Here is a 26,282-nt window from a genome sequence, read left to right as displayed (position 1 = left end):
CGCCATACGGAATCCATGCAGTGCGTTTTATATGACGATCAATTAGTGGATAAAGCCTTCAGCCCACTTTTTAAAGTTTGCGAAGTCCTCTTCGTTCGGATGGGAGAGACCTTCCTGGTACGTATCGCGAAGAAGCTTTCCCTTTGCGTCCTCCGGGTCCTTTTCGAGCATTGCGGCAAATTTATCTGCGACTGCCGGCTGCATTTTCCCCTGGCAGACGAAGCCTGTAAGAACGGTGTTGTTTACGGGAATATTTGCCTCTGCCTGTTTTAAGATCGAGTGGATGTAATCAGGAGCTGCATATCCGGCTGTGCCGAAAAGAGCGATCTTTGTATTCTGAAGGTTCTTTAAGAAAACACGCGTCCTGTCATCGCAGCTTCCTTTATCGGTCCAGAAGCCGGCGAAGATAAGGTCCGCTCCAAGATCCGGGGAGTAATGGGACGTATCACCGAAATAAACACAGTGCTCATGCGGAAGGATATCATGGAGACGATCTGCAAGTGCTGCGGTATTTCCGGTCTTACTGGAATAAACGATTGCATATTTCATTGGCATTTCCTCCACTTACTGTAATGATGCGGCAATTGCGTCTGCAAGTGCGTCAAGCTCAGCCTCCTGATTGTCTTTCAGGGCAGATTTAATGGTCACATCTGACTCGAGCACATGGATATTTTTCATTGTACCGAGGATTTCCCCCATCTGTTTTGAGGTGGTTGCCGCCCAGGTTCCGTTCTGGATCAGGGCAGCGGTACGGTTTGTAAGACCGTGGGCTGCAAGCTGGTGGAGCAGTGTGTCCATATTGCAGAAGATACCGCCATTGTAGGTGATGGATGCAAAGACAATCGCGGAGGTACGGAACGCGTCTGCAATGATGTAGGACGGATGGGTCTTGGAAACGTCAAAGACGGAAATATGGCGGATGCCGCGGTCGGCAAGCTTTCCGGCAAGGATATCGGCAGCTTTTTCCGTATGACCGTAAACAGATCCGTAGGCGATCGTTACAGATTTCTCTTCCGGCGTATAGGAGCTCCATTTGAGGTATTTATCGATGAGCCATGGGAGATCTTCTCTCCAGATCACGCTGTGGAGCGGGCAGATCATCCGGATCTCGAGCCCGGCAGCCTTCTTTAAGAGACCCTGTACGGACATGCCGAATTTTCCAACGATATTTGTATAATAACGTCTCGCCTCAGAGAGCCAGGCAACCTTATCGTCGATCTCGTCAGCAAAGATATTTCCGTCGACAGCGCCGAAGGAACCGAAGGCATCAGCGGAGAACAGGATCTTTTCTGTCTTTTCATAGGTAACCATGACCTCCGGCCAGTGCACCATCGGGGCCATCACGAAGGTAAGCTCATGGGAGCCGAGAGAGATGGTATCGCCCTCTTTTACCGGAATCGCGCGGCTGTCCATATCAAAATCAAAGAACTGTTTCATCATTCCCACAGCCTTTGCGGTGCATACGATCTTTGCCTCCGGGTAAACGGCGATCACATCGGCGATGGACGCACAGTGGTCCGGCTCCATGTGGTTTACGATCAGATAGTCCAGAGTGCGGCCCTTTAAGGCAGCGGTCACATTTTCGAGAAAATCATGGGTGAAGGACGCGTCCACGGTATCGAAGAGTGCTGTCTTCTCGTCAAGAAGAACGTAAGAGTTATAGGACATTCCTGTAGGAACCGGATAAACATTTTCAAAGAGAGCGATGCGGCGGTCATTGACGCCGACCCAGAAAAGGGAATCTGTAAGCTTTCTTATGTTATTCATGTTAGAAACCTCCTGATATTAATATTGCTGTGGCGTTTTCCGAATCTGCCAGAACGAGAACGGTGAAATACCGGAAAGGTACTGGCTTCTGAAAGAGTCACAAAAGGTCAAAAAATAAAATCATCTGGACCTATATATTCCTATTGTCGGCAAATTTTAACAATATAAAAGTAAATCCAGACAAGACAGAAATATTGACGCAGATATACTATCATTTTAAATGGAAAGTCTTTGGAAAGCAAGTGAAACCATCCGGTAAAATCTTAAAAAATTATTAAATACCAGTTGACAAGTTGGGTATGAAGTCATATAATTCACTTGAAATTGATATTCGTTATCAATACGATTATTCCCATAAATGGTTTGGTGAGAGGTGATGGAAATGCTTACAGATGTAATTGTTTTGTTGCTGGTTGCCATGGCTGTGATCGGTGTGATAAAGAGTATCCGGAAACAGAAGAAGAGCGGTTCCTGTGGGGGCTGTTGCGGTTCCTGTTCCGGTTGCAGCGGATGCGGCAGTGTCCATTACGATACAGCTCCGAAAGCTCATAAAGCCTGAGCGGATGGGAGTGTAAAGAGGAGGAAACATGATGCCAATGACATTTTTACGTGCCGGTGAGACCGGCATGATCCAGCGTGTCGGCGGAGCGGAGGACACAAAGAGATTCCTCGCGAATCTTGGCTTCGTGGACGGAGCGGCAGTGACAGTGATCTCTGAACTCAACGGAAACCTGATCGTAAACATCAAGGATTCCAGAGTCGCGATCAACAAGGAGATGGCAAAGCACGTTATGGTGCAGTAGCTGTGAAAAAAGACGGTGACTGTTCAGCAGTTTGCCTTATCCCGCAGGGAAGTGCAGACTGGGAAGAATGGGCAGTTATGGATGATGAAAGTTCAAGTGGGAGATTTCCCACTTTGCTTTTTCCCCAATGGTTAGTATGCGCTAATTAGCATTGGCTAATCGAAAACTTTTGGAAAAAATTCACAAAAGGCGGGGGAATGGATCCGGACCGCAGGAGCGGTTCACAAGGATAGAAAGGAGAAGACATGACATTACGTGAAGTTCCGGTACATACAACGGTTAAAGTTGTAAAGATCAACGGAGAGGGCGCATTCCGCCGCAGAATCATGGACATGGGCATTACCAAAAACAGCGAGATCTACGTTCGTAAAGTAGCGCCGCTCGGTGATCCGGTCGAGATCACGGTCCGTGGATATGAACTGTCTTTGAGAAGAGACGATGCGGAAAGTGTCGAAGTCGTTACAGTCTGATGACGGGATAAATGTTTTACCTGATGTGTATGCAAAACATTGGCAAAACACGGTTGCTGTCCTCGCGGAGTGTGGACAGTGACAACACAAGTGCAGGAAAATAGGAGGATGAAAAATGGCTATTAAAATCGCATTAGCCGGCAACCCGAACTGTGGTAAGACGACCATGTTCAATGCCCTCACAGGCGCGAACCAGTACGTCGGAAACTGGCCGGGTGTAACTGTAGAGAAAAAAGAAGGTAAATTAAAATCTGCCAAAAGCGGTGAAGAGATCATCATCACAGACCTTCCGGGTGTTTACTCCCTTTCCCCGTACACACTGGAGGAAGTCGTAAGCCGTGATTACCTCGTTCACGAGAAACCGCAGGCGATCATCAATCTGGTAGACGCAACAAACATTGAGAGAAACTTATATCTGACGACTCAGATCCTCGAGATCGGTATTCCGGTTGTAATCGCGTTAAACATGGCTGATCTGCTTGCAAAGAGCGGGGATAAGATCGATGTGAAGAAGCTTTCCGAGATCTTCGGCTGTGAAGTCGTTGAAACCTCCGCATTAAAGGGCACAGGCCTTAAGGAGGTTGTCGAGAAGGCAATCGAGGCAGCGAAGAAGAACGAGTGGAAGAACCCGGTCGGCATCTTCTCCGGAAGCGTAGAAAACGCAATTGAGAAGGTTGAGGAGGCTGTCGGTGACGCTGTGGACGCAGACCAGAAGAGATGGTTCGCGATCAAGCTTCTTGAGAAGGACAGCAAGGTCATCGAGCAGTTACATCTTCCGGCATCCGCTATGGCAGCGGTCAACACGGAGGTTACACGTCTTGAGAAAGAGATGGATGATGATACAGAGAGTATTATCACAGATGAGCGTTATACATACATCGGAAGCGTGATCGACAGGGCTGTTAAGAAATCCGGCAAGAAGCTTTCCATCTCCGATAAGATCGATAAGATCGTTACAAACCGTATCTTAGGTATCCCGATCTTCGCGGCAGTAATGTGGTTCGTTTACTACATCTGCGTAAGTACACTTGGTACCATGGGTACAGACTGGGCAAATGATACATTCGGCGGCGGCATTCAGGAATGGGCAGGCGCGGCACTCGCGGCAGCAGGTGCAAGCGACTTCATCCAGAGTCTTGTTGTAGACGGCATCCTCGGCGGACTCTTCGCTGTATTCGGATTCCTCCCACAGATGGCACTCTTATTCTTAATGCTTTCCATCCTTGAGGACTGCGGATACATGGTACGTATCGCATTCGTCATGGACCGTGTGTTCCGTCACTTCGGACTTTCCGGTAAGAGCTTCATTCCGCTCCTTATCGCATCCGGATGCGGTATCCCGGGTATCATGGCTTCCAAGACCATCGAAAACGATAACGACAGACGTCTTACCATTATGACAGCCACATTTATTCCGTGCGGCGCGAAGCTTCCGGTTATCGCTCTTTTAGGCGGCATCATGGTCGGCTGGACCTCCGGAGATTACTCCGATGCGGGAAATACAGCATTCTTAATGTACGCGTTAGGCATCGTCTGCGTCCTTGTCGCAGCGATCATGTTAAAGAAGACAAAGCCGTTCTCCGGCGAGGCAGCTCCGTTCGTTATGGAGTTACCGGCATACCACATCCCGTCTGCAAAGACCGTTCTTATGCACACCTGGGAGCGTCTGTGGGGCTTCATCAAGAAAGCCGGAACAATCCTGTTCCTTGCATGCGTGATCATGTGGATCCTCTCCACATTCGGCTTTGAGAATGGTTCCTTTGGCATGGTAGAAGATACAGAGAACTGCCTGATGGCAATCCTCGGAAGTGCACTTGCATGGATCTTCACTCCGCTCGGATGGGGCAAATGGCAGTGTGTTGCAGCGGCGATCTCCGGATTCTCCGCAAAAGAGGGTATCGTTTCCACAATGGGTGTCCTTGCAAATGTCAGCGAGGATCTCTCCGAGGAGACAGACGTTGTCGCAGCCGCGATCAGAGACTGGTTCCCGACAATGGCAGCAGCCTTCTCCTTCCTTGTATTCAACCTGTTAAACTCCCCGTGTCTGGCGGCTATTTCCACAATGGCCCAGCAGATGCAGTCCAGAAAGTGGTTCTGGTTTGCAATCATCTTCCAGAACGTATTCGCTTACTGTGTAGCACTGATGTTCTACCAGTTCGGACTTCTTATGGAAGGCGGTTCCTTCGGAATCGGCACAGCAGCAGCTGTTGTTGTTCTTCTCGGATTCCTCTATATGCTGTTCCGTCCGGATCCATATAAGAACCAGAAGAAGGCATCCCGCCGTTCTGTGGCAGCATAATACCAGTACTCCATTACTCACCACCAACAGAGGTAGGAGCCTTCTCAGCTGAGATAAAGATCCAGGTCAGAAGTATATGTCACTTCTGGTTCTGGATCTTTTCTTTTCCGTATTACACGGTTTGATGGGAGGATTCATAGCTTATAGAAGGAGAATTGTGAAGATCTGACCGTGATTCGGAAGGTCTTTACAGAGTGAAGGAGATAAAAATAATGGGAATGATCATTCTTGGAATCCTGATTCCATTTGCCGGGACAACAATAGGGGCAGCAAGCGTTTATTTTATGCGGAATGGGATCCGGGATCACGTGAAAAAGGGATTGTTGGGCTTTGCCTCCGGTATTATGGTGGCAGCTTCCGTGTGGTCTCTTCTGATTCCGGCCATGAGGATTTCCGCGAATCTGGAGCGTCTTGCTTTTTTGCCGGCTGTGGCCGGATTCTTCTGCGGGATCCTGTTTTTGATGTTTCTTGATGGCCATGTGCCACAGCTTCAATTTGAAACAGAGAAGCCGGAGGGGATATCCGGTACATTGAAAAAAACGACGATGCTTGTTTTAGCGGTAACACTCCATAATATTCCGGAGGGAATGGCGGTGGGAGTCATGTTTGCCGGGCTCCTTATGGAAAACAGCGGGATCACGCTGGCGGGAGCGTATGCTCTGGCAATCGGGATCGGGATTCAGAACTTCCCGGAGGGAGCGATCGTTTCCATGCCGATCCACAGTGAAGGAATAAGCAAGAACCGTTCCTTTCTGTATGGGACGCTCTCCGGGGTGGTAGAACCGGCTGCTGCCGTTCTGACACTGCTTTTATACCGTCTTCTTGCTCCGATTCTCCCTTATCTGCTGGCTTTTGCGGCTGGAGCGATGATGTACGTGGTCGTGGAGGAGCTGATCCCGGAGACCGCGGAGGGAGAGCACTCGAATATCGGAACCATCGGTTTTGCGGTCGGGTTTGCCCTGATGATGATGCTTGACGTGGCACTTGGGTGATACAATATGGACGATTGAGTGTCATCTGTCTGCCCGCTGTCCGGTGGAAAAAAGACAGAAAAACAAAAAGGAAAGTGGATATCCAGAGTCCATGATGTGACTCTGGGATATCCACTTTTTATTTCCGGCAATCAGATTTTTCAACACGGATCAGTCAAATTGTCAAAATTACATCTATTATCGGTAATGTTTGCTTAATTAGAATCTCTTCCAGGTACCCCGATAGAAAAGCAGCAGCAGCGGGAAGAGCTCCAGACGTCCGGCAAGCATATCAAAGGTCAGGACAAGCTTGGAGAAGTTGGAGAAGAGCCCGAAGTTCTGGGCCGGGCCTACAAGTTCCAATCCCGGTCCGATGTTGTTTAAGGTCGCCGCGACGGCGGTAAAGTTTGTCACAAGATCGAAGTTGTCGATGCCGATGAGCAGCACGGAAATAGCGAAGATCAGGATGTATGCCGCCATGAAGACATTTACGGAGCGGAGGACCACATGATCCACCGCGCGTCCCTCAAAATGGATCTTGCGGACCTGATTCGGATGGAGACTCTGGGAGAGCTCTTTTGTCAGGGACCGGAATAACAGCACGACACGGGACACCTTAATGCCGCCGCCGGTACTTCCCGCGCAGGCACCGATAAACATTAAGAGCACCAGGATCGTTTTCGGGATCGTTGGCCAGAGGTTAAAATCCACGGTGGCGAAGCCGGTGGTCGTGATGATGGAAGCAACCTGAAACGCGACATGGTGGAACGCGAGGAACAGGCTGTCGAAGAAATCCCGGACAAAAAACGTGATGACAAGGATCGACGCGGCAATGATCCCGAGGTACCATCGCGCCTCCTCGCAGCGCAGTGCTTCCTTCGGCTTTTTCATATAGAAGAGGAAGTACACGTTAAAGTTGATGCCAAAAAGGATCATAAACACGGTAACTACGCCCTGCAGGTAGGTGGAATAGCTTCCGAAGCTGTCATTCTTGATACCGAAACCTCCGGTTCCCGCGGTGCCGAAAACGGTACACAGGGAATCAAACACCGGCATCTGTCCCACAAGCAGGAGAACAAACTCCATAACCGTCAGGAACAGATAGAGTCCATAGAGGATCTTTGCGGTGGACTGCACCTTCGGGACCAGCTTTGTGACAGAGGGGCCCGGGCTCTCTGCTTTCATGAGGTTCATATGATAGCCGCTTCCGGTAAGAGGAAGCAGGCAGAGGAGGAACACGAGAACTCCCATACCGCCGATCCAGTGTGTAAAGCTCCTCCAGAACAGGATGCCGTGCTGAAGCGGTTCCACGGCGGGAAGAATACTGGCACCGGTCGTCGTAAATCCGGACACAGTCTCAAACAGGGCATCCACCGGATTTGTGATGGATCCGCTTAAGAGGAACGGGATGGAACCCATGATACTCATGACGATCCAGCTTAAGGCAACCGTCACAGAACCTTCCCTTGTGTAGAATACCTTGTTTTTCGGCTGCTTGCGGACAAGGATCACACCTGGGATCAGGCAGAGGACGATCGTGATGAAGAATGCCAGCGCGCAGCTTTCATGGTAGATCAGGGAGACTGCCAGGGATGGCACAAGAAGCGCCGCCTCCACGTCCAGAATCCAGCCGATAATATAAAAGATCATCGAATAATTCATGGAATCGCTCCTTTATGATTTTAAGATATCCCGGATATCACCGAGACCGCGGTTTGTGGTCACGAGAATCACGGTATCCCCGACCTTGATTATATTCTGACCACGGGGGGTGAGGATCTGACCGTTGCGGTTGATGCAGCAGATCAGAAGGTTGTCTTTTAAGTTTAAGTCCATAAGCGGCACATTCGTGACAGGGGAATCCTCTTTGATGGAGAACTCCAGTGCTTCGGCACGGCCGTCCAGGATCTTATACAGCGTTTCCACGTTGCAGCCGATGGTGTTCTGGCGGGCACGGACGTACTGTAGGATATAATCTGCCGTCAGGTACTTCGGGTAGATGATGCTGTCGATACCGAAGCTGTCGATCACGTCGTCAAAGGCGATCTTATTGACCTTCGCGATGAGCTTTGCGTTGGAGTGGAGCTTTCCGTAGAGGGCGAGGAAGATATTCTCCTCGTCAAGTCCGGTGAGGGCCACAAGGGAATCAGCGTAGGTCAGGCCTTCTTCCAGAAGAAGATCCCGATCACTTCCGTCCCCGTTTATGATGTCAGCGCCGGGAATCACCTCGCTTAAGTAATCACAGCGCTCTTTCCGCTGCTCGATGATCCGGACACGGAACCCGATCTTTAAGAGGTCCTGGGCCAGATAGTGGGCGATGGTGCCGCCGCCGATGATCAGGGAATTTTTTACGGATTTTGAGCGGAGACCGATCTTTTCAAAAAACTGAGCCGTATTTTCAAGAGATCCCACGATAGAGAGGATATCCGTATCCTGAAGGACAAAGCTTCCGTTCGGGATCACGACCTCGGATCCGCGCTCAACGGCACAGATCAGGACATCGCATTTTAACTGCCGCATGATATCCATGACAGTTTTTCCGCCGAACCCGATCTCCGGCTTTAAGCGGAAGCGGAGAAGCTCGACACGTCCTTTTGCGAAGGTGTCGATCTTGATGGCGGACGGGAATTTTAAGAGCTTTAAGATCTCTCTGGCCGCCGTCAGCTCCGGGTTGATGATCATGGAGAGTCCGAGTTTTTCCTGAATGAAGCGGATCTCCTTATTATAGAGCGGGTTTCTTACGCGGGCGATGGTGTCACAGTGTCCGGTCTTCTTCGCCATCAGGCAGCAGAGGAGGTTTAATTCGTCCTCGCCGGTGACAGCGATAAAGAGGTCCGCGCTTTCCACACCGGCCTCCTGCTGGATATTGAAGCTGGCGCCGTTTCCAACGATTCCCAGGGCATCAAACTGGTTGGAAAGATGTTCCACTTTCTGCGGATTCATATCGACCATAACGAGATCGTGGCCCTCGGAGCTTAAGCGCTCCGCAAGGCTCACGCCGACTTTTCCGCAGCCGACAATGATGATCTTCATATGTTTACCGGTCCTTTCAATTAATTACGCTTCCCAGCGTCCGGAAGCGCCGCACGGGAGTACAAGTTTGGAACTTGTAACCGGAAGTCCGATCTCCTCGGAGCTTACAGTTCCGCCGAACTGCGGAACAACGGCTGTTCCGAGCATATAAGTCAGCACCGCCGGGGCGAGACCGGTGGTGTAGGAGTTGATCAGGTAGAATAACGGCTTGTCGGAGAGGAGCTTTGCGCAGAGCTTTACTAACGGGTAGATTGCGTCCTCGATCTTCCAGATCTCGCCCTTCGGGCCTCTTCCATAGGAAGGCGGATCCATGATGATCGCGTCGTAGTGGTTTCCACGGCGGATCTCACGCTCTACGAATTTTACGCAGTCATCCACGATCCAGCGGATCGGCGCGTCCTCAAGGCCGCTGGACTTCGCGTTCTCCTTTGCCCAGGCGACCATGCCCTTGGAGGCGTCAACGTGGGTCACGGAAGCTCCGGCTTTCGCGGCTGCCAGTGTCGCTCCGCCGGTGTAGGCGAAGAGGTTTAAGACTTTGACCGGGCGTCCCGCGTTTTTGATCTTTTCGCCAAACCAGTCCCAGTTTGCCGCCTGTTCCGGGAAAAGACCGGTATGCTTAAAGCTGAAGGGCTTTAACTGGAAGGTCAGGCCTTTGTAGTTGATGCTCCACTGCTCCGGGAGACTGAAGAATTCCCACTCGCCGCCGCCTTTTGAGCTTCTGTGGTAGTGGCCGTTCATCTTTCTCCACTGTGGTGCCTTTTTATCGGTATCCCAGATAACCTGGGGATCCGGACGGACCAGAATATATTTTCCCCAACGCTCCAGCTTTTCACCGCCGGAACAGTCGATGACTTCATAGTCCTTCCATCCATCTGCTATCCACATAATTGTATTCCATCTCTTTCTTTAGACTTTTTTTGCGTAAAAACGGATCAGGGGCATAAAATGCCTATGATATACCAGTATAATAGATTCGGGGGATACTGTCAAATAGGAGTGGGGATGGAATGCGGGATGTTGGCGGAAATATGGGGAACATGAACGGAAAATGTGTCTTTCTGTGGCGGGAATGCGGCAGAACTGTGGTGGGGACTTAAGAGAATTGACAGGTATTTTCTGTTGAATAATCAGGGAGTTACTGGTAAAATAAAATCAGATGTATTGCGAAATGAAAAATACGGCCGGAAGGCAGAAATCCCATCGGCGAAGCTGATCCGGAATGGATGTTGGCGATAGTTATGCGCCTTTTGGGGTACAGGAAGGAGACGGAGCGAGTGAAGAAAAAAGGGTTAAGAATACTGGCAGCAGCGGCGGTCCTGACTTTCGGATGTCTGACGATGAACGCCTACGCAGCGGAAGGCTGGGCGCTTTCCAATAATATATGGACGTATCTTGATAAAAACGGAAACCGCGTGACGAATGAGTGGAAAAAGGGCGCGGACAATCTCTGGAGATATTTAAACAGCAGCGGCGAGATGGCGGTCAACAGCTGGGCAGACAATGATTACTATGTGGATTCCAACGGAATCATGGTGTCAAATAAATGGATGCAGCTGGCTTCCCCGTACAGCAGGGATAATGGGACGACATACTGGTTCTATTTCGGTTCCAGCGGAAAAGTCACGAAGGACAGCTGGAAGAAGATCGACGGAAAGAGTTATCTCTTTGATTCCGACGGAATTATGCAGACCGGATGGTCCGAGGATGGGGATTACTATTTAAGCTCCAGCGGCGCTATGGTCACCGGCTGGAAGTATCTGGAGCCGAAGGATGAGGATAAGGATCTCTACGGACCGGAGAGCGACGACGGAAAATACTGGTTCTACTTCTCTGCGAGCGGAAAGAAGAACAGCCCGTCGACGAGCAGTAACGGCGGCGATTATAAGGTGATGAAGATCGATGGCAAATATTACTGCTTCGACGAGGACGGACGGATGCAGACCGGATGGGTGTATTTAGAAGGTGACCCGGAGAATGCAAGTAAGGACACGATCGAGAACTGGAGATATTTTGCGGAGAGTGGGATCCAGAACGCGACTCTCGGTGCGTCGATCACCGGATGGCTCTCCTTAAATCCGCCGGAACAGCTCCAGGACAATGTGGATGAGCCGGTTGTCTGGTACTATTTCGAGAAAGATGGAACACCGAAGACAGGTCCGGAGGACGGAAAAGCGTCCACAAGTGACTTTGTCAAGATCAACGGAAAGACATATCTCTTTGACCAGAAGGGAAATCCGGTGAAGGGATTAAAGAAGATACAGATCGGATCGACAGGAGAGTACACCTCCTATTACTTTGATGCATCCTCCAGAATTTCCGTAAAGGGAAAGATGACAGTGGAGGAAGGCGATGGAAATAAGACGACCTTCTACTTTAATGAGGGAACCTACGCGGGACGCGGTGTCAGCGGTGTGAAGAATGGCTATCTCTATTATATGGGTAAGCTTCAGGAAGCGGACAGCTCCAGCCGTTACGCATTGATCAGTATCCCGAATGGAAGCAACGGATACCAGACTTACGTTGTAAACTCCTCCGGACGTATCTCAAAGAATACGACGGTGAAGGACCGCGACGGAAACAAGTTTAAGGTAAATTCCAGCGGAATTTTGACTCAGATCAACGATGAGACGGCGAGCACGAAAGAAGAATACGGTGAGCCGACAGAACCAGTATTTGAGAATGATTGATGTGGATCTTGGATAAATGATAAAGGAGTTTTTGAAGGACCAGGGGCAGAGATGTTCCTGGTCTTTTCCGTTAGCTGCCATGTATCCAGGAAACTTCCGGCAGCAGGATCTGCAGCAGAGAACTTTTACATATGATGGTTAAATAAAAAGAGGATTCCGACTGCAAATACAGGCAGTCAGAAATCCTCAGTTTTTTAGTGCTTTAAACTTTCTCGCCGTTGATCAGCACATGCTTGATCACACCTGTCACATCAAACGGGCAGCCGTCAACAATGACAACATCGGCGTCTTTTCCTTCTTCCAGAGAACCGACACGGTCAGCGATGCCAATGTGCTCAGCCGGGTTGATGGTTACGGCGCGGAGTGCCTCATACTCGTCCATACCGGCTTTGATAGCGAGCCCTGCGCAGAGCGGCAGGTAGTGGAGCGGAGTTACCGGCGCATCTGTGATGATGGAAACATGACATCCGGCTTTCGCGAGAATGCCAGGTGTCTCCCAGGTCTTATTCTGGAGCTCAAATTTGGAGGCATGTCCGAAGGTCGGACCTACCGCGAGCGGGAGATTTTCCTTCGCGAGTTCATCCACGATCATATGGCCCTCGGTCACGTGCTCCAGAGTCAGGCCGACACCGAATTCTTTCGCGATACGGATCGCAGTGAAGATATCGTTTGCCTGATGGGCATGGGCTTTTAACGGGATCTCATGGTTTAATACCGGGATCAGAGCTTCGGACTTCTGGTCGTAAGCTGGAAGCTTGGAGGCGTCATCACCGGCAGCCTCGATCTTTGCCTTGTAAACCTTCGCTTTATTTAAAGCCTCGCGGATTTTTGCGGCATTTGTCATACGGCTGGAGATTCCCTGTTTCTGGTAGCAGCGTTTCGGGTTTTCACCGAAAGCGCATTTCATAGCGACGGGGAATTTAACGATCATATTGTCAACACGGGTTCCAACCGGTTTGATAGCAGCGAAGGTTCCGCCAATGGAGTTGGAGCTGCCTGGACCGGTTGCGAAGCAGGTAACACCGGCTTTCGCGGCCATCTTCATACACGGGTCAAACGGGTTGATTCCGTCGATCGCCTGTACCTGTGGAGTTACCGGGTCATTCAGTTCATTGTAGTCATGTCCCTCGTAGCCGATCCCGTAGCCGTCAAGACCGATATGGCAGTGGGCCTCAACAAATCCCGGATAAACCTGGAGTCCGGTGGCGTCGATAACCTCAGCACCGTCAGCAGAGAGACCTTTTCCGATCTTTACGATCTTTCCGCCGTCGATCAGGATGTCAGCGATAAAAGTTTCCTTTGATACCGCTGTGTGAAGTGTTCCGTTCTTGATACAAATCATGGGAATTCCTCCTCTTTTCAAATCATAACTCCATCATACATGAATTGCGAGAATATTTCAAGGATTCTTTCTGTACAGTAGTAAAAAAAGGTTACGATTCACGCTTTGCGCAAACAGTAATAAAAAAGGAACTATATCATCTAAAAAAAATGAAAAGTTCCTTATATTTGAGTTATGAAACTACATTCACCGGTGTTCCCTCAAGGAATCCTTTTACATTTCCGGCAAGGATGGAAACGAGACGCTGTCTTGTCTCAAGTCCCTTCCAGCCCATATGCGGGGTGAGGATCACGTTGTCGAGGGTGTAGAGCGGGTTGTCGGCTTTCGGCGGCTCAGTTTCCTGGACGTCGAGGCCTGCGCCTGCGATCTGGTGCTTTTCAAGCGCTTCGATCAGAGCCGGTTCATCGATGAGAGCACCGCGGGAGGTATTGATCAGGAATGCGGTCGGCTTCATGAGCGCAAGAGTCTCTTTATTGATCATATGCTTTGTCTGCGGAGTTAACGGGCAGTGCAGGGAAACATAGTCACTGTTCTTTAAGACTGTCTCAAGATCCACATAGCGGATGCCGTCTTCGTCGGCTCTCGGTGTTCTTGTATACACGAGAATGTTCATATCAAGAGCTTTTGCAATCTTCATTACAGTCTTTCCAATATGTCCGGCACCGATGATTCCTAAAGTCTTTCCGTTTACCTCAACGTGCGGAACCTGGAGATTTTTCGTAAAGTTATCATGGTTTCCGTTTGCCAGCATTTTCATCTGGACCTGCATGGTGGAGCTTAAATTTAAGATCATCATGACCGCCGTGTGGGCTACGCGCTCGGAGCTGTATGCCGGGATATTGCAGACGGTGATCCCCTTCTCCCTTGCGGCATCAAGATCCAGATTGTTGTATCCGGTACCGGCCTCACAGATCAGCTTTACGGAAGCTGGAAATTTGCGGATCAGGTCACCGTTTACCGGCATCTCCTTTGTGACGATAATATCAGCTCCCTCAATGCGCTCCAAAAGCTGTTCCGGGGTGGTATCATCGTAGATGGTCACGTCGGAAGAGAGAACGGAAAAGTCGAGATTTCCGTCAAAGTTCATTTTTTTTGCGTTTAATACAACGGTCTTGTCACTCATGGGTAAATCCTCCTGAGAATAGTAATAGTTCGTGATTAGCGGACATGTTTATTATAGCGCTCTTGAAACAAAGTAACAATAGAGATTTTGACCATCGTTTTAGTATTGTCGTGGCCTGATGGGGATTCCGACGGCTTTATCCGTCTGAAACTTGTGTGCCCAAGAGCGATACTTCCAGAAGAACTTAAACGGGCCTGTGAGACAGTGAGTGGGAAATATGCCACTGCCTAAGTGCTGGAAATTAGCGGGAAGCTACTTGCGCTGTCCTGATTTCGGAAGTATACTTATGCCATAATATTTGAAATGGATGGAATCATATGCTTGGATTAAAACCGGTAAAACTGATGCCTGCGAGGGAGCGGGTTGCTTCGGCGCTCAGAAAGGCAATTATATCGAGACAGATTAAGGAAGGCGAGACGCTGGCGCTCGAGGCGACGGCTCAGGAGCTTGGGGTGTCGATCACTCCGGTGCGGGAGGCGTTTCAGATCCTCGCGAGGGATGGGCTTTTAGAGCTGAAACAGAATAAAGGAGCCACCGTTTTAGGGGTTACGGAAAAGACGCTGCGGGATCACTATCAGATCCGGGCAGTGCTTGAAGGGTACGCCTGTGTGCTCTGCGTGGAAACCGGGGCAGATCTCTCTGCCCTGCAAAACTGTCTGAAGGCATCGGAGGAGATGCTCGCTTCCGGAGACAGCAGCAGATATTCGGATATGAACCAGTCGTTCCATTACGAGATCTGGAATGCGTCGGGGAATGAGAAGCTTGTGACAATGCTCTCAGAACTCTGGAACGGACTTTCCATGGGAGTCCAGATGACGGAGATGGAGTACGCGAAGAAATCGTTTGCGGAACATAAGGAAATTTATGAGGCGATCGCGGCGAAGGACGCGGAGACCGCGAGAGCGCGGATGGAGAAACATATCAGGAGAAGCCTGGATGATATGCTGACGCGGTACAGAGAATAAATACGATTTGTCTATAATGCACAAAAACATAAGCTACAAATTAGACAGTATGATGAAAAAGTAAAATTAGTATTGACTTTTTCATCATACTGTTTTATTTTAAATACATAAATTGTATACATGATAAAAAATAAAATATCAAACACAAGAAATCAACATGCAGACGAAAATCAAATGACTGCCGGAAGTCAAAATTAAAGCACGTACAGTCAAAAATTTTAAGGAGGTTATATGATGAACAGAGAGGAGCAGGTGGAGAAGCTTACCACATATATCGCCCATTTTACGGACTATATCGGAAAGCATCTCCCGGACGATGTAAAGGCAAAAATTTCAGAATTAGCAGAGGCGGAGACAAACCCGCTTGCAAAGTCCATCTATGAGACAATGAACTTAAACCAGAGATTAGCCTCTGAGTTAAACAGACCGAGCTGTCAGGATACCGGCGTGATCCAGTTCTGGGTAAAATGTGGAACAAAGTTCCCTCTGATCGATGATCTGGAAGTTCTTTTAAAGGAAGCGGTTGTCCGCGCGACTGTGGATGCCCCGCTCCGCCACAACAGTGTCGAGACTTTTGATGAGTACAACACCGGAAAGAACGTCGGAAAGGGAACACCGACCGTATTCTGGGATATCGTCCCGAACAGCGACCAGTGTGAGATTTATGTCTACATGGCAGGCGGCGGATGCACACTTCCTGGAAAAGCGATGGTTTTAATGCCAGGTGCCGGATATGAGGGTGTTGCGAAGTTCGTTCTGGACGTTATGACAAGCTACGGCTTAAACGCATGTCCTCCGCTTCTTGTTGGTGTAGGCGTTGCCACATCTGTCGAGACTGCAGCACTTCTTTCCAAGAAAGCACTGATGCGTCCGATCGGAAGCCACAATGAGAACGAGCGTGCCGCAAAGATGGAAGCACTTCTCGAAAAGGGAATCAATGATATTGGTCTCGGACCGCAGGGCATGGGCGGAAAAGCATCCGTCATGGGGGTCAATATCGAAAACACCGCAAGACATCCATCTGCAATCGGTGTGGCAGTAAACGTTGGCTGCTGGTCCCACCGCCGCGGACACATTATCTTTGATAAAGATTTAAATTACACGATCACAACACATTCGGAGGTGACTTTATAATGGTTGAGGTAAAGAACGGAAAGAAAATTCTGACAACACCGATCAGCGCTGAGGATCTCGAGGGGATCCATGTAGGCGATATCGTATATTTAAACGGAAGCATGACGACCTGCCGTGACGTGGCTCACCGCCGTCTTGTGGAAGAGCACAGGGAACTTCCGGTGGATGTAAAAGATGCGGCGATCTTCCACGCAGGCCCGATCATCCGCCCGCTTCCAGATGACAAATTTGAGATGGTCTCCATTGGACCGACAACGAGCATGAGAATGGAAAAGTTCGAGAAGGAATTCGTGGAGCAGACCGGCGTCCGCGTGATCATCGGAAAAGGCGGCATGGGCCCGAATACGGAGTACGCATGCAAGAACTTCAAGGCGATCCACTGCGTATTCCCGGCCGGATGTGCTGTTGTTGCCGCAACCCATGTGGAGCAGATCGTGGAAGCACAGTGGAGAGACCTCGGAATGCCAGAGACCTTATGGCACTGTGATGTGAAGGAACTTGGACCGTTAATCGTCTCCATTGATCCGGACGGTAGAAATCTCTTTGAGGAAAACAAGATCACATTTAACGAGAGAAAAGATAAGGCGTTAGAGGAGATCTATCCGCAGGTAAGTTTTATCAAATAAAGATAACAATATAATAAGTTTTGGGGGAGTACATCATGGATAATAAATTAGTCATCTGCATTGTCATATTTGCATTGACGCTTTTAAGCTACATTATCAATAAGATCCCGATGTGGGTCACTGCACTTTTATCACTCGCTGCGCTCTACATTACCGGCTGCGTGGACGCAAACGGTGCTCTCGGTGGATTCGCAAATGTCAACACGATCCTCATGGGCGCATGCTTTATGGTAGCATCGGGATTCCGCCGTACATCGCTCGTAAAGATCATGTGTGACTGGCTTTTGAAGCTCACAAATGGTTCATTCATGAAAGTTTATTTCGGATATCTGCTGCTTGGCGTATTGTTGACAAACTTCATGGGAAGTCCGATGGTTGTTTATGCTATTATTGGACCGTTACTCTGCGCACTCTGTGACAGAACCGGAAACAGCCGTTCCAAGTACATTTTCCCGTTAATGGTTATCGTGGTTGCCTGCTGTTTCGCACTTCCTCTTCCGACCTCCATCCAGAAAGCCGGTGAGTTCAACGGTTATTTGGAAACTTACCAGTTTACCGGATTGGAATTTGCTCCGCTCGATTTCTTCTTTGCAAGATTTCCGGTTATCATTCTCTGCCTGGTATGGGCTATGACGATCGGACCGAAAATGTGTCCGAGCAAGGCGGCAGTTGAACTTGCGGCAGCAGAAGAACAGAAGGATATTTCCAGCAAATTGTCTCCGATGGTTGATAAAATTGGTATGGTGATCTTTGTCGTAACCATGATCGGTCTGATTTTCTCCACACAGCTCCACATCGCATCCTGGTGGATCGCCCTTGCAGGCAGTATCCTGATGGCGATGTTCGGAGTTGTGGATCAGAAAAAGGCTCTGGCTGAGATCCCGTGGGAAATGCTGATCCTCTATGCAGGTGCTCTTGCACTTGGAAACGGACTTGTAAATACAGGCGCCGGTGACGCGATTGGTGGCTGGCTCGCGACAGCAGTCGGTGGTACCCACAACAACTACCTCTTAGGCGCTTTATTCTTCGTCATTCCGTTCTTCATGACCCAGTTCATGCTGAACCGTTCCGTGCAGGCAGTATTTGTTCCGATCTGTCTTCTGACCTGCCAGTCCTTAGGGGCAGCCCCGATGGGACTTGTTATGTGCGTGGCATCTGCATGCCAGACTGCATTTATGACACCGATGGCGACACCGGCAGTAGCAATGTGTATGGGAGAAGGCGGATATGATCTGAAAGCGCTCTTTAAGAGTGGCTGGCTGATCTGTATTCTGCTTTCAATCGTCAATGTTGTTTATACCATGACTGTATATCCTGCATTCTGATTTTACGGGGGAGATCTGGATGCGATCTCCCTCGCGGATAAATTTTTATAGGAGGAACTACCATGAAGATCACAGATGTAAAACTTGTTTTTGCGAAACATTACCTGTTCGTCCATGTTTACACGGACGAGGGCATCGTCGGACTCGGAGAGGCGGGCAACTGGGGTTATCTGATGGCGACAGCTGCGGCTATTGAGAAATTCAAGGAATATTTGATAGGAAAAGATCCGTTTAAGATTGAGGATTTTAACCAGAATTTTTACCGTTCCGTATATTTCCGCGGATCCGTAGTCATGAGTGCAATTTCCGCCATCGATATCGCACTCTGGGACATCAAGGGAAAAGCTCTCGGCGTACCGGTCTACGAGCTGCTTGGCGGTCTCACAAGAGATAAGGTCCGTGTTTATGCATCTCCGATGGTGCGGGATAAGGATCCGGAACAGTTGGCGAAGCGTTATATAGACCTGAAAAAGCAGGGATTTACAGCAGCGAAGATCTTTGTCAACGGAAATGACAAGTCCTTAAAAGAAGGCCATGACGAATATTTCTCCGGTCGTATCGAGATGGAACTTGAAAAAGTGAAGATCTGCAGAGAAGCCGTGGGATATGATTTCGATTTCATATTAGAGGCACACCGTGGAATGACGCTTCCGGAAGCAGTTGCGTTCGGACGTGCAGTGGAGCCATATCGCCCGATGGTTCTGGAGGATCCGGTGACACCGGATAATTACGATACCATGGCGGAAGTCGCGTCAAAGATCGGCGTTCCGATCGCTACCGGTGAGCGATTCACAAGTCTCAGAGAATTTGAGGTCCTGATGAGCCGCCATGCTGCTCAGTATGTCCGCCCGGACGTATGCGCCATCGGTGGAATCACCACCGCAAAGAAGGTAGCAGCGATCGCGGAGGCACACGATGTTCTCGTGATCCCGCACAATCCGTTAGGTCCGGTATCCACCGCAGCCTGCCTGCAGATCTGCGCAAGCATTCCGAACCTTGGAATTCAGGAGCTCCCGGGATTCTGCCTGAATGGTCAGGAAGATGCAATGGTGAAGGAACCGTTAAAATTCAAGGACGGTTATCTGGAAATTCCATCCAAACCTGGTATCGGTGTGGAACTTTCGGAGAATGCATCGGAGCTTTATCCGCTTCATGAGCGTGGAAGCAACTCCGCAAAACGGTACTTTGACGGTTCTGTCAAAGATATGTGATTTAGCCCCCTCATTATATAATTTTTCATATACCCCTTATTTTCAGTAACTGCTTAGAATTGTAGGCGGTTGCGATCGACAGCCGCCCCTGATCTCAGAGGCGGCTGTTGTCTTATTCTAATACACAGAGACAGGGGAGAGGGGAATCAATCGGCCACAAAGGGCAATTACAGGAAGGAGATCATCTATGAAGTATAGTTATGATAATCTGGAAATGACAGTAACATATAGAAAAGATAAAGAAATAGAAATCCGGGTCGCAAATCATAACACGTTCCGTGTCGGGAATATTACGGTGACAACAGAATACGCAGGAAAAAAACGGACAGAGTTTATTGGGAGGATCGAGGCGCATGAAACATGGAAGAGTGGAGATCGTACAGAAAATATCCCTCCGTTTCATGCGGCTTCCTTTTATGAAGGAAAAGAACAGATCATAGATCCGGGACTGTATGATGAAAAATCGGGAGTTTATCGCGGAGAACCCTTTCATGCGCTTGTATGGAGAGATGAAGAAAAAAGGAAAACATGGCAGCGGTCCCATACCTGGGTGTCTGAGGATCCGGCAGCAGAAGTAACATTAAGTTATTTTGCGGACGGACCGAGAGTGGCTTTCACCGGAAACAGCTTTACGGGACTCTGGGACAGTACTTATGAATATTTCCGTCAGATGGCGGAGGCGGACGGATACCATGCGCAGGTGGCATACAGCTACTGGGGAGGAACGGGACTTGCCCAGTATGCGGGACTGATCCCGGAGAGCATGGAACGTGCTGAGCAGTGCCAAAAGGTATTAGACGCGAATGAGGAATATGATTTTTGCTTTTTTGCGGGAAACAGCGATGAGGCTTTGTCAACCCATAGCGGAAAGCCGGGAGCAGAGGACTATTCGCTGCGGGAAAATATGGAGAAGGCAGTCAGAATCCTGAAGAAAAGGGCAGAAGAAAAACACGCGAAGATGGTTCTGTGGGCACCTCATGCTTATCAGTAGGGATTTTTCCGGGATAAGACAGCGAAACCATGGAAGGCAGGAAACGTGGGAGACTGGTATGAACGGGATGGATGGAGATATCAGCTGACCCTGTCGGAGCAGGAGATGGTGGAGAGGAATATGGAGTGGTACCGACATCTCTGTGAAGAACCGGAAAATAAGGGAATCCTGCTGGCACCGGTGGTGAGGGCATATCATGAAGTCGTGAAGTGTGGAATCGGAGATCCATATCTCGCAGAAGAGAAAACAGGAGATTTTGGACACCAGAATAATCTTGGAAATTATATCTCTGCCTGCGTCTGCTTTGAAATCGTTTTCGGAGAGATGCCGAAAGCAGACTTTGTGCCTGTCTCCCACACCTGGGGAATGGGAGGCGGAACACTTACGCCGCATCAGGCGGCGATGATCCGTAAGAAGGTCCATGAGGTGATGGAAGAGGAGCGGACTCGCTAAATACGATAAATCAGCCCCCACCTTGGGAAAAATAAGGCGGGGGCTATATAATGAATATTGGAGGAAGCAAAATTATAAAGAAATCAGCAAATTTAGTCATGCAGTACATCCGCAAAGACGCGGAGCGCATTCTGATAACATATCTTATCGATCTCAGACGGGGAAAATTCTTTTTCCATAGCGGCGATCAGTCCCGGAAATCCCGAATAATCCTTCATTTCCAGACCACACTCAATTCCGTCAAAATCAGATCCGATGGCAACGGTATCGATTCCGGCAACATCGGCGATGTACCTCATATGATGGACGATCTGTTCATTTCGGCAACAGATTCAAGACCAAACGACTTTAATCCACGGGCATGCTAAACGGGGGAATTGCTGCTGGGATATCCCATACAGTTTTCATAATTCCAGATCAGACCGATCATGCGGACACCACGGTCATAGAATGTCTGAAGATTGGAAAGATTTCCGTCAGCGGATGTACAGTCTTCCATGGTGAGCAGCGCAGAAATTTTATTCTGAGAAGGTGCTTTCCGAATATCGTAGGAGTTACGGACCGGCATAAAAAGTTCCGGCATGGAAGTAATCTCGCGATCAAAGAGATCTACGGTATCATGAAACCATTTCAGAGGAGAATCAGTGATCTGGTGGCGTTCCGCAATTCCGTTTGTCGGTGTAAACACGGCAAAGCTTTGGAGAAGAGAGTTGCCGATGCAGAGCTTTTCCGGAGTAATATGTCCCTCATATTCCGATAAATGCTTGTTCTGGAATCGAAGCTCCAGCAAAGTATCACAGTGGAGATCAACGATAAGATGAGAATTCATATGACAATCCTTTCCTTATATAGAATACGTACTGCCGCAGCAAATAGATGCAGCGGCAGTACTATAAAAAAAGAGAGGCAACGAAGTGAATAAAAGGAGGTTTAGGAGGGTTAAAAAGTATGGGTATTATCTGATTTCATTGCCGTCTATCAAAACATGATGGATCTGACCGCTTATTTCAAACGGGGATCCATCGGTGATCACAACGTCAGCGTCCTTGCCGACTTCAAGAGAACCAACCCGGTCAGCAATTCCGATATGCTCGGCTGCGCAGATCGTAATTGCGCGGAGAGCATCGTATTCGCCCATTCCGGCCTTGATTGCAAAACCTGCTAAGAGCGGAAGATAATGTAGAGGAACAACAGGAGCGTCTGTGATGATGGAAACATGGCAGCCAGCGTTGGCTAAGATACCGGCGGTTTCTCAGCATTTATTGTGCATTTCGAATTTTGACGCATGTCCAAAGGATGGATCAACGGCAAGAGGAAGATTTTCTTTTACAAGCTCATCTACAATGAGATGACCTTCAGTGACATGCTCCAGAGTGATATCAAGACCAAATTCTTTTGCAACACGGATCGCGTTGAAGATATCGTTTGCCTGGTGTGCATGAGCTTTTAATGGGATTTTATGCTCAAGGACCGGGATCAGAGCCTCACATTTTGCGTCATAGACCGGCATCTTTGTAATGTCACCATCAGCAGCATCAACTTTTGTTTTGTACTGGATTGCTTTGCGGAATGCCTCACGGATCAGTGCAACATTTGTCATACGGGTCGCAATTTTTTTATCACCATAACGTCGCTTGGGATTCTCACCGAAAGCACATTTCATGGCAATCGCTTCCTTGACGATCATATTGTCAACACGCTTTCCGTTCGGTTTGATAGCGGTAAATGTTCCGCCAAGAGCGTTGGTGCTGCCTGGACCTGTTGCAAAGCAGGTGATACCGGCTTTTGCGGCCATATTAAGGCACGGATCCATCGCGTTAATTCCGTCAATAGCCCGGAGCTGCGGAGTGACAGGGGCATTTGTTTCATTGTAATCGGCACCAGCATTTCCGGAGCCGTATCCATCGAGACCAATATGGCAGTGCGCCTCCACAAATCCCGGTCATACGTCAAGCCCGGACGCATCGATCACCTTTTCAAAGCTGCCATTGATCTGCGGTGCGATTTCTACAATTTTACCGGCATCAATAAGAATATCAGCCAAAACCGGTTCTTTTGAAACTGCGGTATGAAGGGTACCATTTTTAATACACAGCATGGCGAATCTCCTTTTCGTTTAAGATATCTCCAGTTTAATGATTTCAGAGAAGAAAGTCAAAATCCCAATAGTTTCTTTAAAAGAAACTTTTTGCTAAAATTTTACATTTGGAATAGAATTTAAAGTAGTATTGTGCTAAAATAAAGGGAAAAGGAAAGAAAACAGTCATATTTTATCAAAATCTGGATTTTAACGACACTTGCAATAACACAGAAAGAGATGAAGAGCAGGGACCGCTGGCGGTACTATTACGGGAAAGGAAGGGAAGACAATGTCGGAATTAAACCGGGAGATCGGAGGACTTATAAGAAACTACAGAAAAGCGAAGAATCTTACGCAGGACGAACTTTCGGAAAAGATCTGCAAAAGTAAATCAACGATCTCGAAATATGAAAAAGGAGAGATTGCCGTGGACATTGAAACGCTCTACGAGATCGCGGACGCGATCGGTGTCCATGTAGAGCAGCTTCTCTCACAGCGATCATTTGAACGAAAGGAAATGCAGAACGAGTTTTGTCCGGCATTCTTTCGGGGAAGAAACCGTTTTTATGGATATATATTTGATGGAAGGAGCAATCAGTTAATACGCTGTGTATTTGACCTTCTCTCAAAAGACGAAAGAAACCGTGATAAAGTTATGATGTATATGAATTTTAAGGATTACGCGCACTACCAGAAATGTGAAAATACATACTGGGGATACATGGAACATTATAACGCAGTTACTAATATCCACCTTGTAAATCAGGACTCTCCGATGGAGAAGGCAAGCGCCCAGTTACTGGCGTCATATCTTGATTCAGATACAAAATGGGGACTGTTTAATGGGTTTTCATCCAGACCTATGATGCCGATCGCAGCAAAGATGCTGTTCTCAAAAGAAAAACTGAAAGAGGATGATGCACTTTTATCCTCTTTAAAAATATCAAAAGAGGACATCCGGGTGATGAAACTTTACAATATGATGGCGATCACCTGACGGAAAAAACAATGCCGGATAGTATGAAAAATGTAACTGGCAGGTTTCCTAAAAATCATATTCTAAAAAGAATTAGGGGATTTTTTGGTGAGAAGGATATAATTTTGGAGGATCGGTCAAAAAAGTTTATTTTCATTCAAAAAATAAATATAAAAATCCACTCTGAGGAAACAAGAGGCGTTTTGACAGAGGGGATGCTGATTGGTACAATGTGTTCATAGCAAAGCATATTGCACAAAAAGAGATCAGCATCCCCTCTTTTTTGTGCAAAAAACGACAAGAGGAAAGGAGAAAACGAATGACAAAGCTTTCCATGAAAACGATACGTTTCCATATGATCACAGGAGTCTGTATTGGTATGATCTGGATGATATTTTCCCACGACCGGATCGGAGTTATGTACTTTGGAAAGCTTGTAGAGATGGCAGATGCGGATGAGCTGTTCCGCTACCCGCTGCATCCGTATACACGGTCACTTTTATCAGCGATCTCGGAACCGGATCCGATCAAGGAGAAGAAAAGGGTAAAAATCCATTATGACCCGTCGATTCACAATTACAGTGATGAGAACAGACCATCTTACCACGAAGTAAGCCCGGGTCACATGATCTACTGCTCAGACAGTGAGTTTGAAGAGTATAAAAAGATCAGACAGGCTGTAACAATCCAGTAGATAAATAGGAATCATTACAGTAAAAATAATGAAATTGCGAGGAAAACGATATGTATAATTTTGATGAGATCATTGACAGACGTCATACGAATGCAATGAACACGGATGGTTTCCGTGACTATATCTTCCATGCGGATGAGACAATGAAATTTCCGTATCAGGATGAAGAGTTTATCCGTATGTGGGTGGCGGATATGGAGTTTGCCACACCGGATGTTGTCATCGACGGAATTAAAAAGAGACTGGAAAAGCGTATTTTCGGTTACACAAGAGTTTTTGAGAAGAGCTATTATGACGCATTCGCGGCATGGTGCAAGAGCAAATACGACTGGACATTCGACCGCAAAGAACTGGTAATGTCCAACGGTATTATCCCGGCTCTGTTTGAGATGGTTGAGTATATCTGCAAACCGGATGAAAAGGTTCTTTTCCTGACCCCATCCTATGCATATTTTAAATATGCGGCAGATGCCAGCCACCGCGAGTCTGTTTGCTCCGATCTGATCAACACAGATGGATACTATACCATTGACTATGAGGATCTTGAAAAGAAAGCGGCAGATGAGAAAACAACGCTCTTTATCCTCTGCAATCCTCACAACCCAAGTGGACGTGTATGGAAGGAAGAGGAGTTAAAGAAAATCGGTGAGATCATTGAAAAGAACAATATGTGGGTGATTTCTGATGAGATCCACTGCGATCTGCTCCGGCTTGATCAGAAGCATATTCCGCTGGGAAAGGTTATGCCGGACTATAAAAAGCTTGTAACATGCATGGCGCCGAGTAAGACATTCAACCTTGCAGGTCTCATGATCTCCAATGTCATGATCCGTGATGAGGGATTAAAAAACATTTGGCTTTCCAAACATTATAACTTTGATAATCCATTGAGCATTGCAGCTGCCCAGGCCGCATACGAGGGCGGAGATGCATGGCTTCAGGAGTTACGTGCTTATCTTGATGGAAACTTTGAATTTACGCAGGAATACTTAAAAGAGCATCTTCCAAAAGCAACCTTCCGTATTTCTGAGGCAACGTATCTTGCCTGGGTAGATCTCAGCAAATATTTTGAACCGGATGAAGTTCTTACGCTGTTCTTTGCATACAAGGCAGGCGTTCTTCTCGAAGGCGGAAATATGTTTGTACAGCATTCAGATGGATTTATCCGCCTGAACCTTGCATGCCCACGCGCAACTCTTGAGGAAGGTTTAAAGAGGATCTGCGAGGCAGTCAATACGAAACATACAGAGAAGTATTATGGAGAAGAGAAGTAGTTAATACATAAATACAAAAAGCGGTTCTTCCCGCAATGGGACGAGCCGCTTTTTGTGT

28 protein-coding genes are annotated in these 26,282 nt (G+C 48.2%); 16 read left to right on the top strand and 12 right to left on the bottom strand.

Features of this window, described 5'->3' with window-relative positions; all coding sequences use genetic code 11:
- Positions 1-42: 42 nt before the first annotated feature.
- Together bilS and DW826_RS11725 are read right to left on the bottom strand one after the other, a co-directional pair.
- Positions 43-549: a flavodoxin family protein BilS gene (gene bilS / locus DW826_RS11730; protein WP_158553017.1), complete on the bottom strand. Its 507-nt coding sequence runs from the start codon at positions 547-549 to the stop codon at positions 43-45.
- 15 nt (positions 550-564) lie between these two features.
- The gene (locus DW826_RS11725) at positions 565-1,767 is read right to left on the bottom strand and encodes an FprA family A-type flavoprotein (RefSeq protein ID WP_117552797.1); all 1,203 of its coding nucleotides are present in this window, start codon (positions 1,765-1,767) and stop codon (positions 565-567) included.
- A gap of 382 nt (positions 1,768-2,149) precedes the next feature.
- Between DW826_RS11725 and DW826_RS11720 the strand changes: the two genes are divergently transcribed.
- The 5 genes from DW826_RS11720 to DW826_RS11700 all read left to right on the top strand — a co-directional run bounded on the left by DW826_RS11720 (position 2,150) and on the right by DW826_RS11700 (position 6,331).
- Entirely contained in the window at positions 2,150-2,326 is a 177-nt protein-coding gene (locus DW826_RS11720; protein WP_015552721.1) for a FeoB-associated Cys-rich membrane protein, read from the top strand.
- A 28-nt stretch (positions 2,327-2,354) separates the two neighbouring features.
- Positions 2,355-2,570, top strand: a complete 216-nt coding sequence (locus DW826_RS11715) for a FeoA family protein (protein ID WP_117470097.1) — start codon at positions 2,355-2,357, stop codon at positions 2,568-2,570.
- A 245-nt stretch (positions 2,571-2,815) separates the two neighbouring features.
- The gene (locus DW826_RS11710) at positions 2,816-3,040 is read left to right on the top strand and encodes a ferrous iron transport protein A (RefSeq protein WP_015552719.1); all 225 of its coding nucleotides are present in this window, start codon (positions 2,816-2,818) and stop codon (positions 3,038-3,040) included.
- A 115-nt stretch (positions 3,041-3,155) separates the two neighbouring features.
- The gene (gene feoB, locus DW826_RS11705) at positions 3,156-5,339 is read left to right on the top strand and encodes a ferrous iron transport protein B (protein ID WP_117552796.1); all 2,184 of its coding nucleotides are present in this window, start codon (positions 3,156-3,158) and stop codon (positions 5,337-5,339) included.
- 212 nt (positions 5,340-5,551) lie between these two features.
- Complete coding sequence (locus tag DW826_RS11700) at positions 5,552-6,331, top strand: ZIP family metal transporter (protein WP_117552795.1); 780 nt, start codon at positions 5,552-5,554, stop codon at positions 6,329-6,331.
- 198 nt (positions 6,332-6,529) lie between these two features.
- Here DW826_RS11700 and DW826_RS11695 read toward each other — a convergent pair whose 3' ends face one another.
- The 3 genes from DW826_RS11695 to DW826_RS11685 are packed head-to-tail and all read right to left on the bottom strand — an operon-like array spanning position 6,530 to position 10,228.
- Positions 6,530-7,972, bottom strand: coding sequence for a TrkH family potassium uptake protein (locus DW826_RS11695; protein WP_117552794.1), 1,443 nt, complete (start codon positions 7,970-7,972; stop codon positions 6,530-6,532).
- 12 nt (positions 7,973-7,984) lie between these two features.
- On the bottom strand, positions 7,985-9,343 hold the full coding sequence (trkA, locus tag DW826_RS11690) for a Trk system potassium transporter TrkA (protein WP_117552793.1): 1,359 nt from the start codon (positions 9,341-9,343) through the stop codon (positions 7,985-7,987).
- 24 nt (positions 9,344-9,367) lie between these two features.
- The gene (locus DW826_RS11685; protein WP_015552713.1) at positions 9,368-10,228 is read right to left on the bottom strand and encodes a class I SAM-dependent methyltransferase; all 861 of its coding nucleotides are present in this window, start codon (positions 10,226-10,228) and stop codon (positions 9,368-9,370) included.
- A 389-nt stretch (positions 10,229-10,617) separates the two neighbouring features.
- Here DW826_RS11685 and DW826_RS11680 point away from each other — a divergent pair, with 389 nt between their 5' ends.
- A complete protein-coding gene (locus DW826_RS11680) occupies positions 10,618-12,030 on the top strand; it encodes a cell wall-binding protein (RefSeq protein WP_117552792.1) in 1,413 nt (470 codons plus the stop codon).
- Positions 12,031-12,232: 202 nt separating this feature from the next.
- Here DW826_RS11680 and DW826_RS11675 read toward each other — a convergent pair whose 3' ends face one another.
- Both DW826_RS11675 and DW826_RS11670 read right to left on the bottom strand, forming a co-directional pair.
- Complete coding sequence (locus tag DW826_RS11675) at positions 12,233-13,372, bottom strand: amidohydrolase (protein WP_181968052.1); 1,140 nt, start codon at positions 13,370-13,372, stop codon at positions 12,233-12,235.
- Between the two features lie 172 nt (positions 13,373-13,544).
- Complete coding sequence (locus tag DW826_RS11670) at positions 13,545-14,495, bottom strand: NAD(P)-dependent oxidoreductase (RefSeq protein WP_117552791.1); 951 nt, start codon at positions 14,493-14,495, stop codon at positions 13,545-13,547.
- Positions 14,496-14,812: 317 nt separating this feature from the next.
- Here DW826_RS11670 and DW826_RS11665 point away from each other — a divergent pair, with 317 nt between their 5' ends.
- The 7 genes from DW826_RS11665 to DW826_RS11635 all read left to right on the top strand — a co-directional run bounded on the left by DW826_RS11665 (position 14,813) and on the right by DW826_RS11635 (position 21,200).
- A complete protein-coding gene (locus DW826_RS11665) occupies positions 14,813-15,460 on the top strand; it encodes a GntR family transcriptional regulator (protein WP_117552790.1) in 648 nt (215 codons plus the stop codon).
- A 231-nt stretch (positions 15,461-15,691) separates the two neighbouring features.
- The gene (gene ttdA / locus DW826_RS11660) at positions 15,692-16,594 is read left to right on the top strand and encodes a L(+)-tartrate dehydratase subunit alpha (RefSeq protein WP_345941794.1); all 903 of its coding nucleotides are present in this window, start codon (positions 15,692-15,694) and stop codon (positions 16,592-16,594) included.
- Positions 16,594-17,220, top strand: a complete 627-nt coding sequence (ttdB, locus tag DW826_RS11655) for a L(+)-tartrate dehydratase subunit beta (protein ID WP_117552788.1) — start codon at positions 16,594-16,596, stop codon at positions 17,218-17,220. The genes ttdA and ttdB overlap by 1 nt, the downstream gene beginning before the upstream one ends.
- 35 nt (positions 17,221-17,255) lie before the next feature.
- Entirely contained in the window at positions 17,256-18,545 is a 1,290-nt protein-coding gene (locus tag DW826_RS11650; protein ID WP_117552787.1) for an SLC13 family permease, read from the top strand.
- Positions 18,546-18,607: 62 nt separating this feature from the next.
- A complete protein-coding gene (locus DW826_RS11645; protein WP_117552786.1) occupies positions 18,608-19,756 on the top strand; it encodes a mandelate racemase/muconate lactonizing enzyme family protein in 1,149 nt (382 codons plus the stop codon).
- Between the two features lie 187 nt (positions 19,757-19,943).
- A complete protein-coding gene (locus DW826_RS11640; RefSeq protein ID WP_117552785.1) occupies positions 19,944-20,747 on the top strand; it encodes a hypothetical protein in 804 nt (267 codons plus the stop codon).
- A 45-nt stretch (positions 20,748-20,792) separates the two neighbouring features.
- Entirely contained in the window at positions 20,793-21,200 is a 408-nt protein-coding gene (locus tag DW826_RS11635; RefSeq protein WP_117552784.1) for a hypothetical protein, read from the top strand.
- Positions 21,201-21,292: 92 nt separating this feature from the next.
- Here DW826_RS11635 and DW826_RS11630 read toward each other — a convergent pair whose 3' ends face one another.
- From DW826_RS11630 to DW826_RS18985, 5 genes are all read right to left on the bottom strand, one after another.
- Positions 21,293-21,511: a membrane dipeptidase gene (locus DW826_RS11630; RefSeq protein WP_278286577.1), complete on the bottom strand. Its 219-nt coding sequence runs from the start codon at positions 21,509-21,511 to the stop codon at positions 21,293-21,295.
- 53 nt (positions 21,512-21,564) lie between these two features.
- On the bottom strand, positions 21,565-22,029 hold the full coding sequence (locus tag DW826_RS11625; protein ID WP_117552782.1) for a membrane dipeptidase: 465 nt from the start codon (positions 22,027-22,029) through the stop codon (positions 21,565-21,567).
- A gap of 126 nt (positions 22,030-22,155) precedes the next feature.
- On the bottom strand, positions 22,156-22,440 hold the full coding sequence (locus DW826_RS18995) for an amidohydrolase family protein (protein ID WP_347472358.1): 285 nt from the start codon (positions 22,438-22,440) through the stop codon (positions 22,156-22,158).
- 12 nt (positions 22,441-22,452) lie between these two features.
- Positions 22,453-23,133, bottom strand: a complete 681-nt coding sequence (locus tag DW826_RS18990) for a hypothetical protein (protein ID WP_347472355.1) — start codon at positions 23,131-23,133, stop codon at positions 22,453-22,455.
- Positions 23,134-23,142: 9 nt separating this feature from the next.
- On the bottom strand, positions 23,143-23,298 hold the full coding sequence (locus tag DW826_RS18985) for a hypothetical protein (protein ID WP_345941754.1): 156 nt from the start codon (positions 23,296-23,298) through the stop codon (positions 23,143-23,145).
- 271 nt (positions 23,299-23,569) lie between these two features.
- Here DW826_RS18985 and DW826_RS11615 point away from each other — a divergent pair, with 271 nt between their 5' ends.
- From DW826_RS11615 to DW826_RS11600, 3 genes are all read left to right on the top strand, one after another.
- The gene (locus DW826_RS11615; RefSeq protein ID WP_117552781.1) at positions 23,570-24,277 is read left to right on the top strand and encodes a helix-turn-helix transcriptional regulator; all 708 of its coding nucleotides are present in this window, start codon (positions 23,570-23,572) and stop codon (positions 24,275-24,277) included.
- 298 nt (positions 24,278-24,575) lie between these two features.
- Positions 24,576-24,950, top strand: coding sequence for a hypothetical protein (locus tag DW826_RS18865; protein ID WP_117552779.1), 375 nt, complete (start codon positions 24,576-24,578; stop codon positions 24,948-24,950).
- A gap of 50 nt (positions 24,951-25,000) precedes the next feature.
- Positions 25,001-26,224, top strand: a complete 1,224-nt coding sequence (locus DW826_RS11600) for a PatB family C-S lyase (RefSeq protein WP_117552778.1) — start codon at positions 25,001-25,003, stop codon at positions 26,222-26,224.
- Positions 26,225-26,282 lie beyond the last annotated feature (58 nt).

Source organism: Clostridium sp. AM34-11AC, from assembly GCF_003435375.1.
In the GTDB taxonomy this organism is placed as follows: domain Bacteria; phylum Bacillota; class Clostridia; order Lachnospirales; family Lachnospiraceae; genus Pilosibacter; species Pilosibacter fragilis.
Note: the sequence above shows the minus strand (reverse complement) of the source record. Positions and strands in the feature narration are given on the sequence as shown.

What these genes read in the sequence shown, in the direction of transcription:
- DW826_RS11625 (WP_117552782.1), bottom strand. Translation starts at nt 22,029, where the DNA reads ATGAATTCTCATCTTATCGTTGATCTCCACTGTGATACTTTGCTGGAG.
- DW826_RS11645 (WP_117552786.1), top strand. Translation starts at nt 18,608, where the DNA reads ATGAAGATCACAGATGTAAAACTTGTTTTTGCGAAACATTACCTGTTC.
- DW826_RS11700 (WP_117552795.1), top strand. Translation starts at nt 5,552, where the DNA reads ATGGGAATGATCATTCTTGGAATCCTGATTCCATTTGCCGGGACAACA.
- DW826_RS11695 (WP_117552794.1), bottom strand. Translation starts at nt 7,972, where the DNA reads ATGAATTATTCGATGATCTTTTATATTATCGGCTGGATTCTGGACGTG.
- trkA (WP_117552793.1), bottom strand. Translation starts at nt 9,343, where the DNA reads ATGAAGATCATCATTGTCGGCTGCGGAAAAGTCGGCGTGAGCCTTGCG.
- DW826_RS11670 (WP_117552791.1), bottom strand. Translation starts at nt 14,495, where the DNA reads ATGAGTGACAAGACCGTTGTATTAAACGCAAAAAAAATGAACTTTGAC.
- DW826_RS11715 (WP_117470097.1), top strand. Translation starts at nt 2,355, where the DNA reads ATGATGCCAATGACATTTTTACGTGCCGGTGAGACCGGCATGATCCAG.
- DW826_RS11675 (WP_181968052.1), bottom strand. Translation starts at nt 13,372, where the DNA reads ATGATTTGTATCAAGAACGGAACACTTCACACAGCGGTATCAAAGGAA.
- DW826_RS11720 (WP_015552721.1), top strand. Translation starts at nt 2,150, where the DNA reads ATGCTTACAGATGTAATTGTTTTGTTGCTGGTTGCCATGGCTGTGATC.
- ttdA (WP_345941794.1), top strand. Translation starts at nt 15,692, where the DNA reads ATGATGAACAGAGAGGAGCAGGTGGAGAAGCTTACCACATATATCGCC.
- DW826_RS11640 (WP_117552785.1), top strand. Translation starts at nt 19,944, where the DNA reads ATGAAGTATAGTTATGATAATCTGGAAATGACAGTAACATATAGAAAA.
- DW826_RS11615 (WP_117552781.1), top strand. Translation starts at nt 23,570, where the DNA reads ATGTCGGAATTAAACCGGGAGATCGGAGGACTTATAAGAAACTACAGA.
- DW826_RS11600 (WP_117552778.1), top strand. Translation starts at nt 25,001, where the DNA reads ATGTATAATTTTGATGAGATCATTGACAGACGTCATACGAATGCAATG.
- DW826_RS11710 (WP_015552719.1), top strand. Translation starts at nt 2,816, where the DNA reads ATGACATTACGTGAAGTTCCGGTACATACAACGGTTAAAGTTGTAAAG.
- DW826_RS11650 (WP_117552787.1), top strand. Translation starts at nt 17,256, where the DNA reads ATGGATAATAAATTAGTCATCTGCATTGTCATATTTGCATTGACGCTT.
- ttdB (WP_117552788.1), top strand. Translation starts at nt 16,594, where the DNA reads ATGGTTGAGGTAAAGAACGGAAAGAAAATTCTGACAACACCGATCAGC.
- DW826_RS11665 (WP_117552790.1), top strand. Translation starts at nt 14,813, where the DNA reads ATGCTTGGATTAAAACCGGTAAAACTGATGCCTGCGAGGGAGCGGGTT.
- DW826_RS18985 (WP_345941754.1), bottom strand. Translation starts at nt 23,298, where the DNA reads ATGCTGTGTATTAAAAATGGTACCCTTCATACCGCAGTTTCAAAAGAA.
- feoB (WP_117552796.1), top strand. Translation starts at nt 3,156, where the DNA reads ATGGCTATTAAAATCGCATTAGCCGGCAACCCGAACTGTGGTAAGACG.
- DW826_RS18865 (WP_117552779.1), top strand. Translation starts at nt 24,576, where the DNA reads ATGACAAAGCTTTCCATGAAAACGATACGTTTCCATATGATCACAGGA.
- bilS (WP_158553017.1), bottom strand. Translation starts at nt 549, where the DNA reads ATGAAATATGCAATCGTTTATTCCAGTAAGACCGGAAATACCGCAGCA.
- DW826_RS11685 (WP_015552713.1), bottom strand. Translation starts at nt 10,228, where the DNA reads ATGTGGATAGCAGATGGATGGAAGGACTATGAAGTCATCGACTGTTCC.
- DW826_RS11725 (WP_117552797.1), bottom strand. Translation starts at nt 1,767, where the DNA reads ATGAATAACATAAGAAAGCTTACAGATTCCCTTTTCTGGGTCGGCGTC.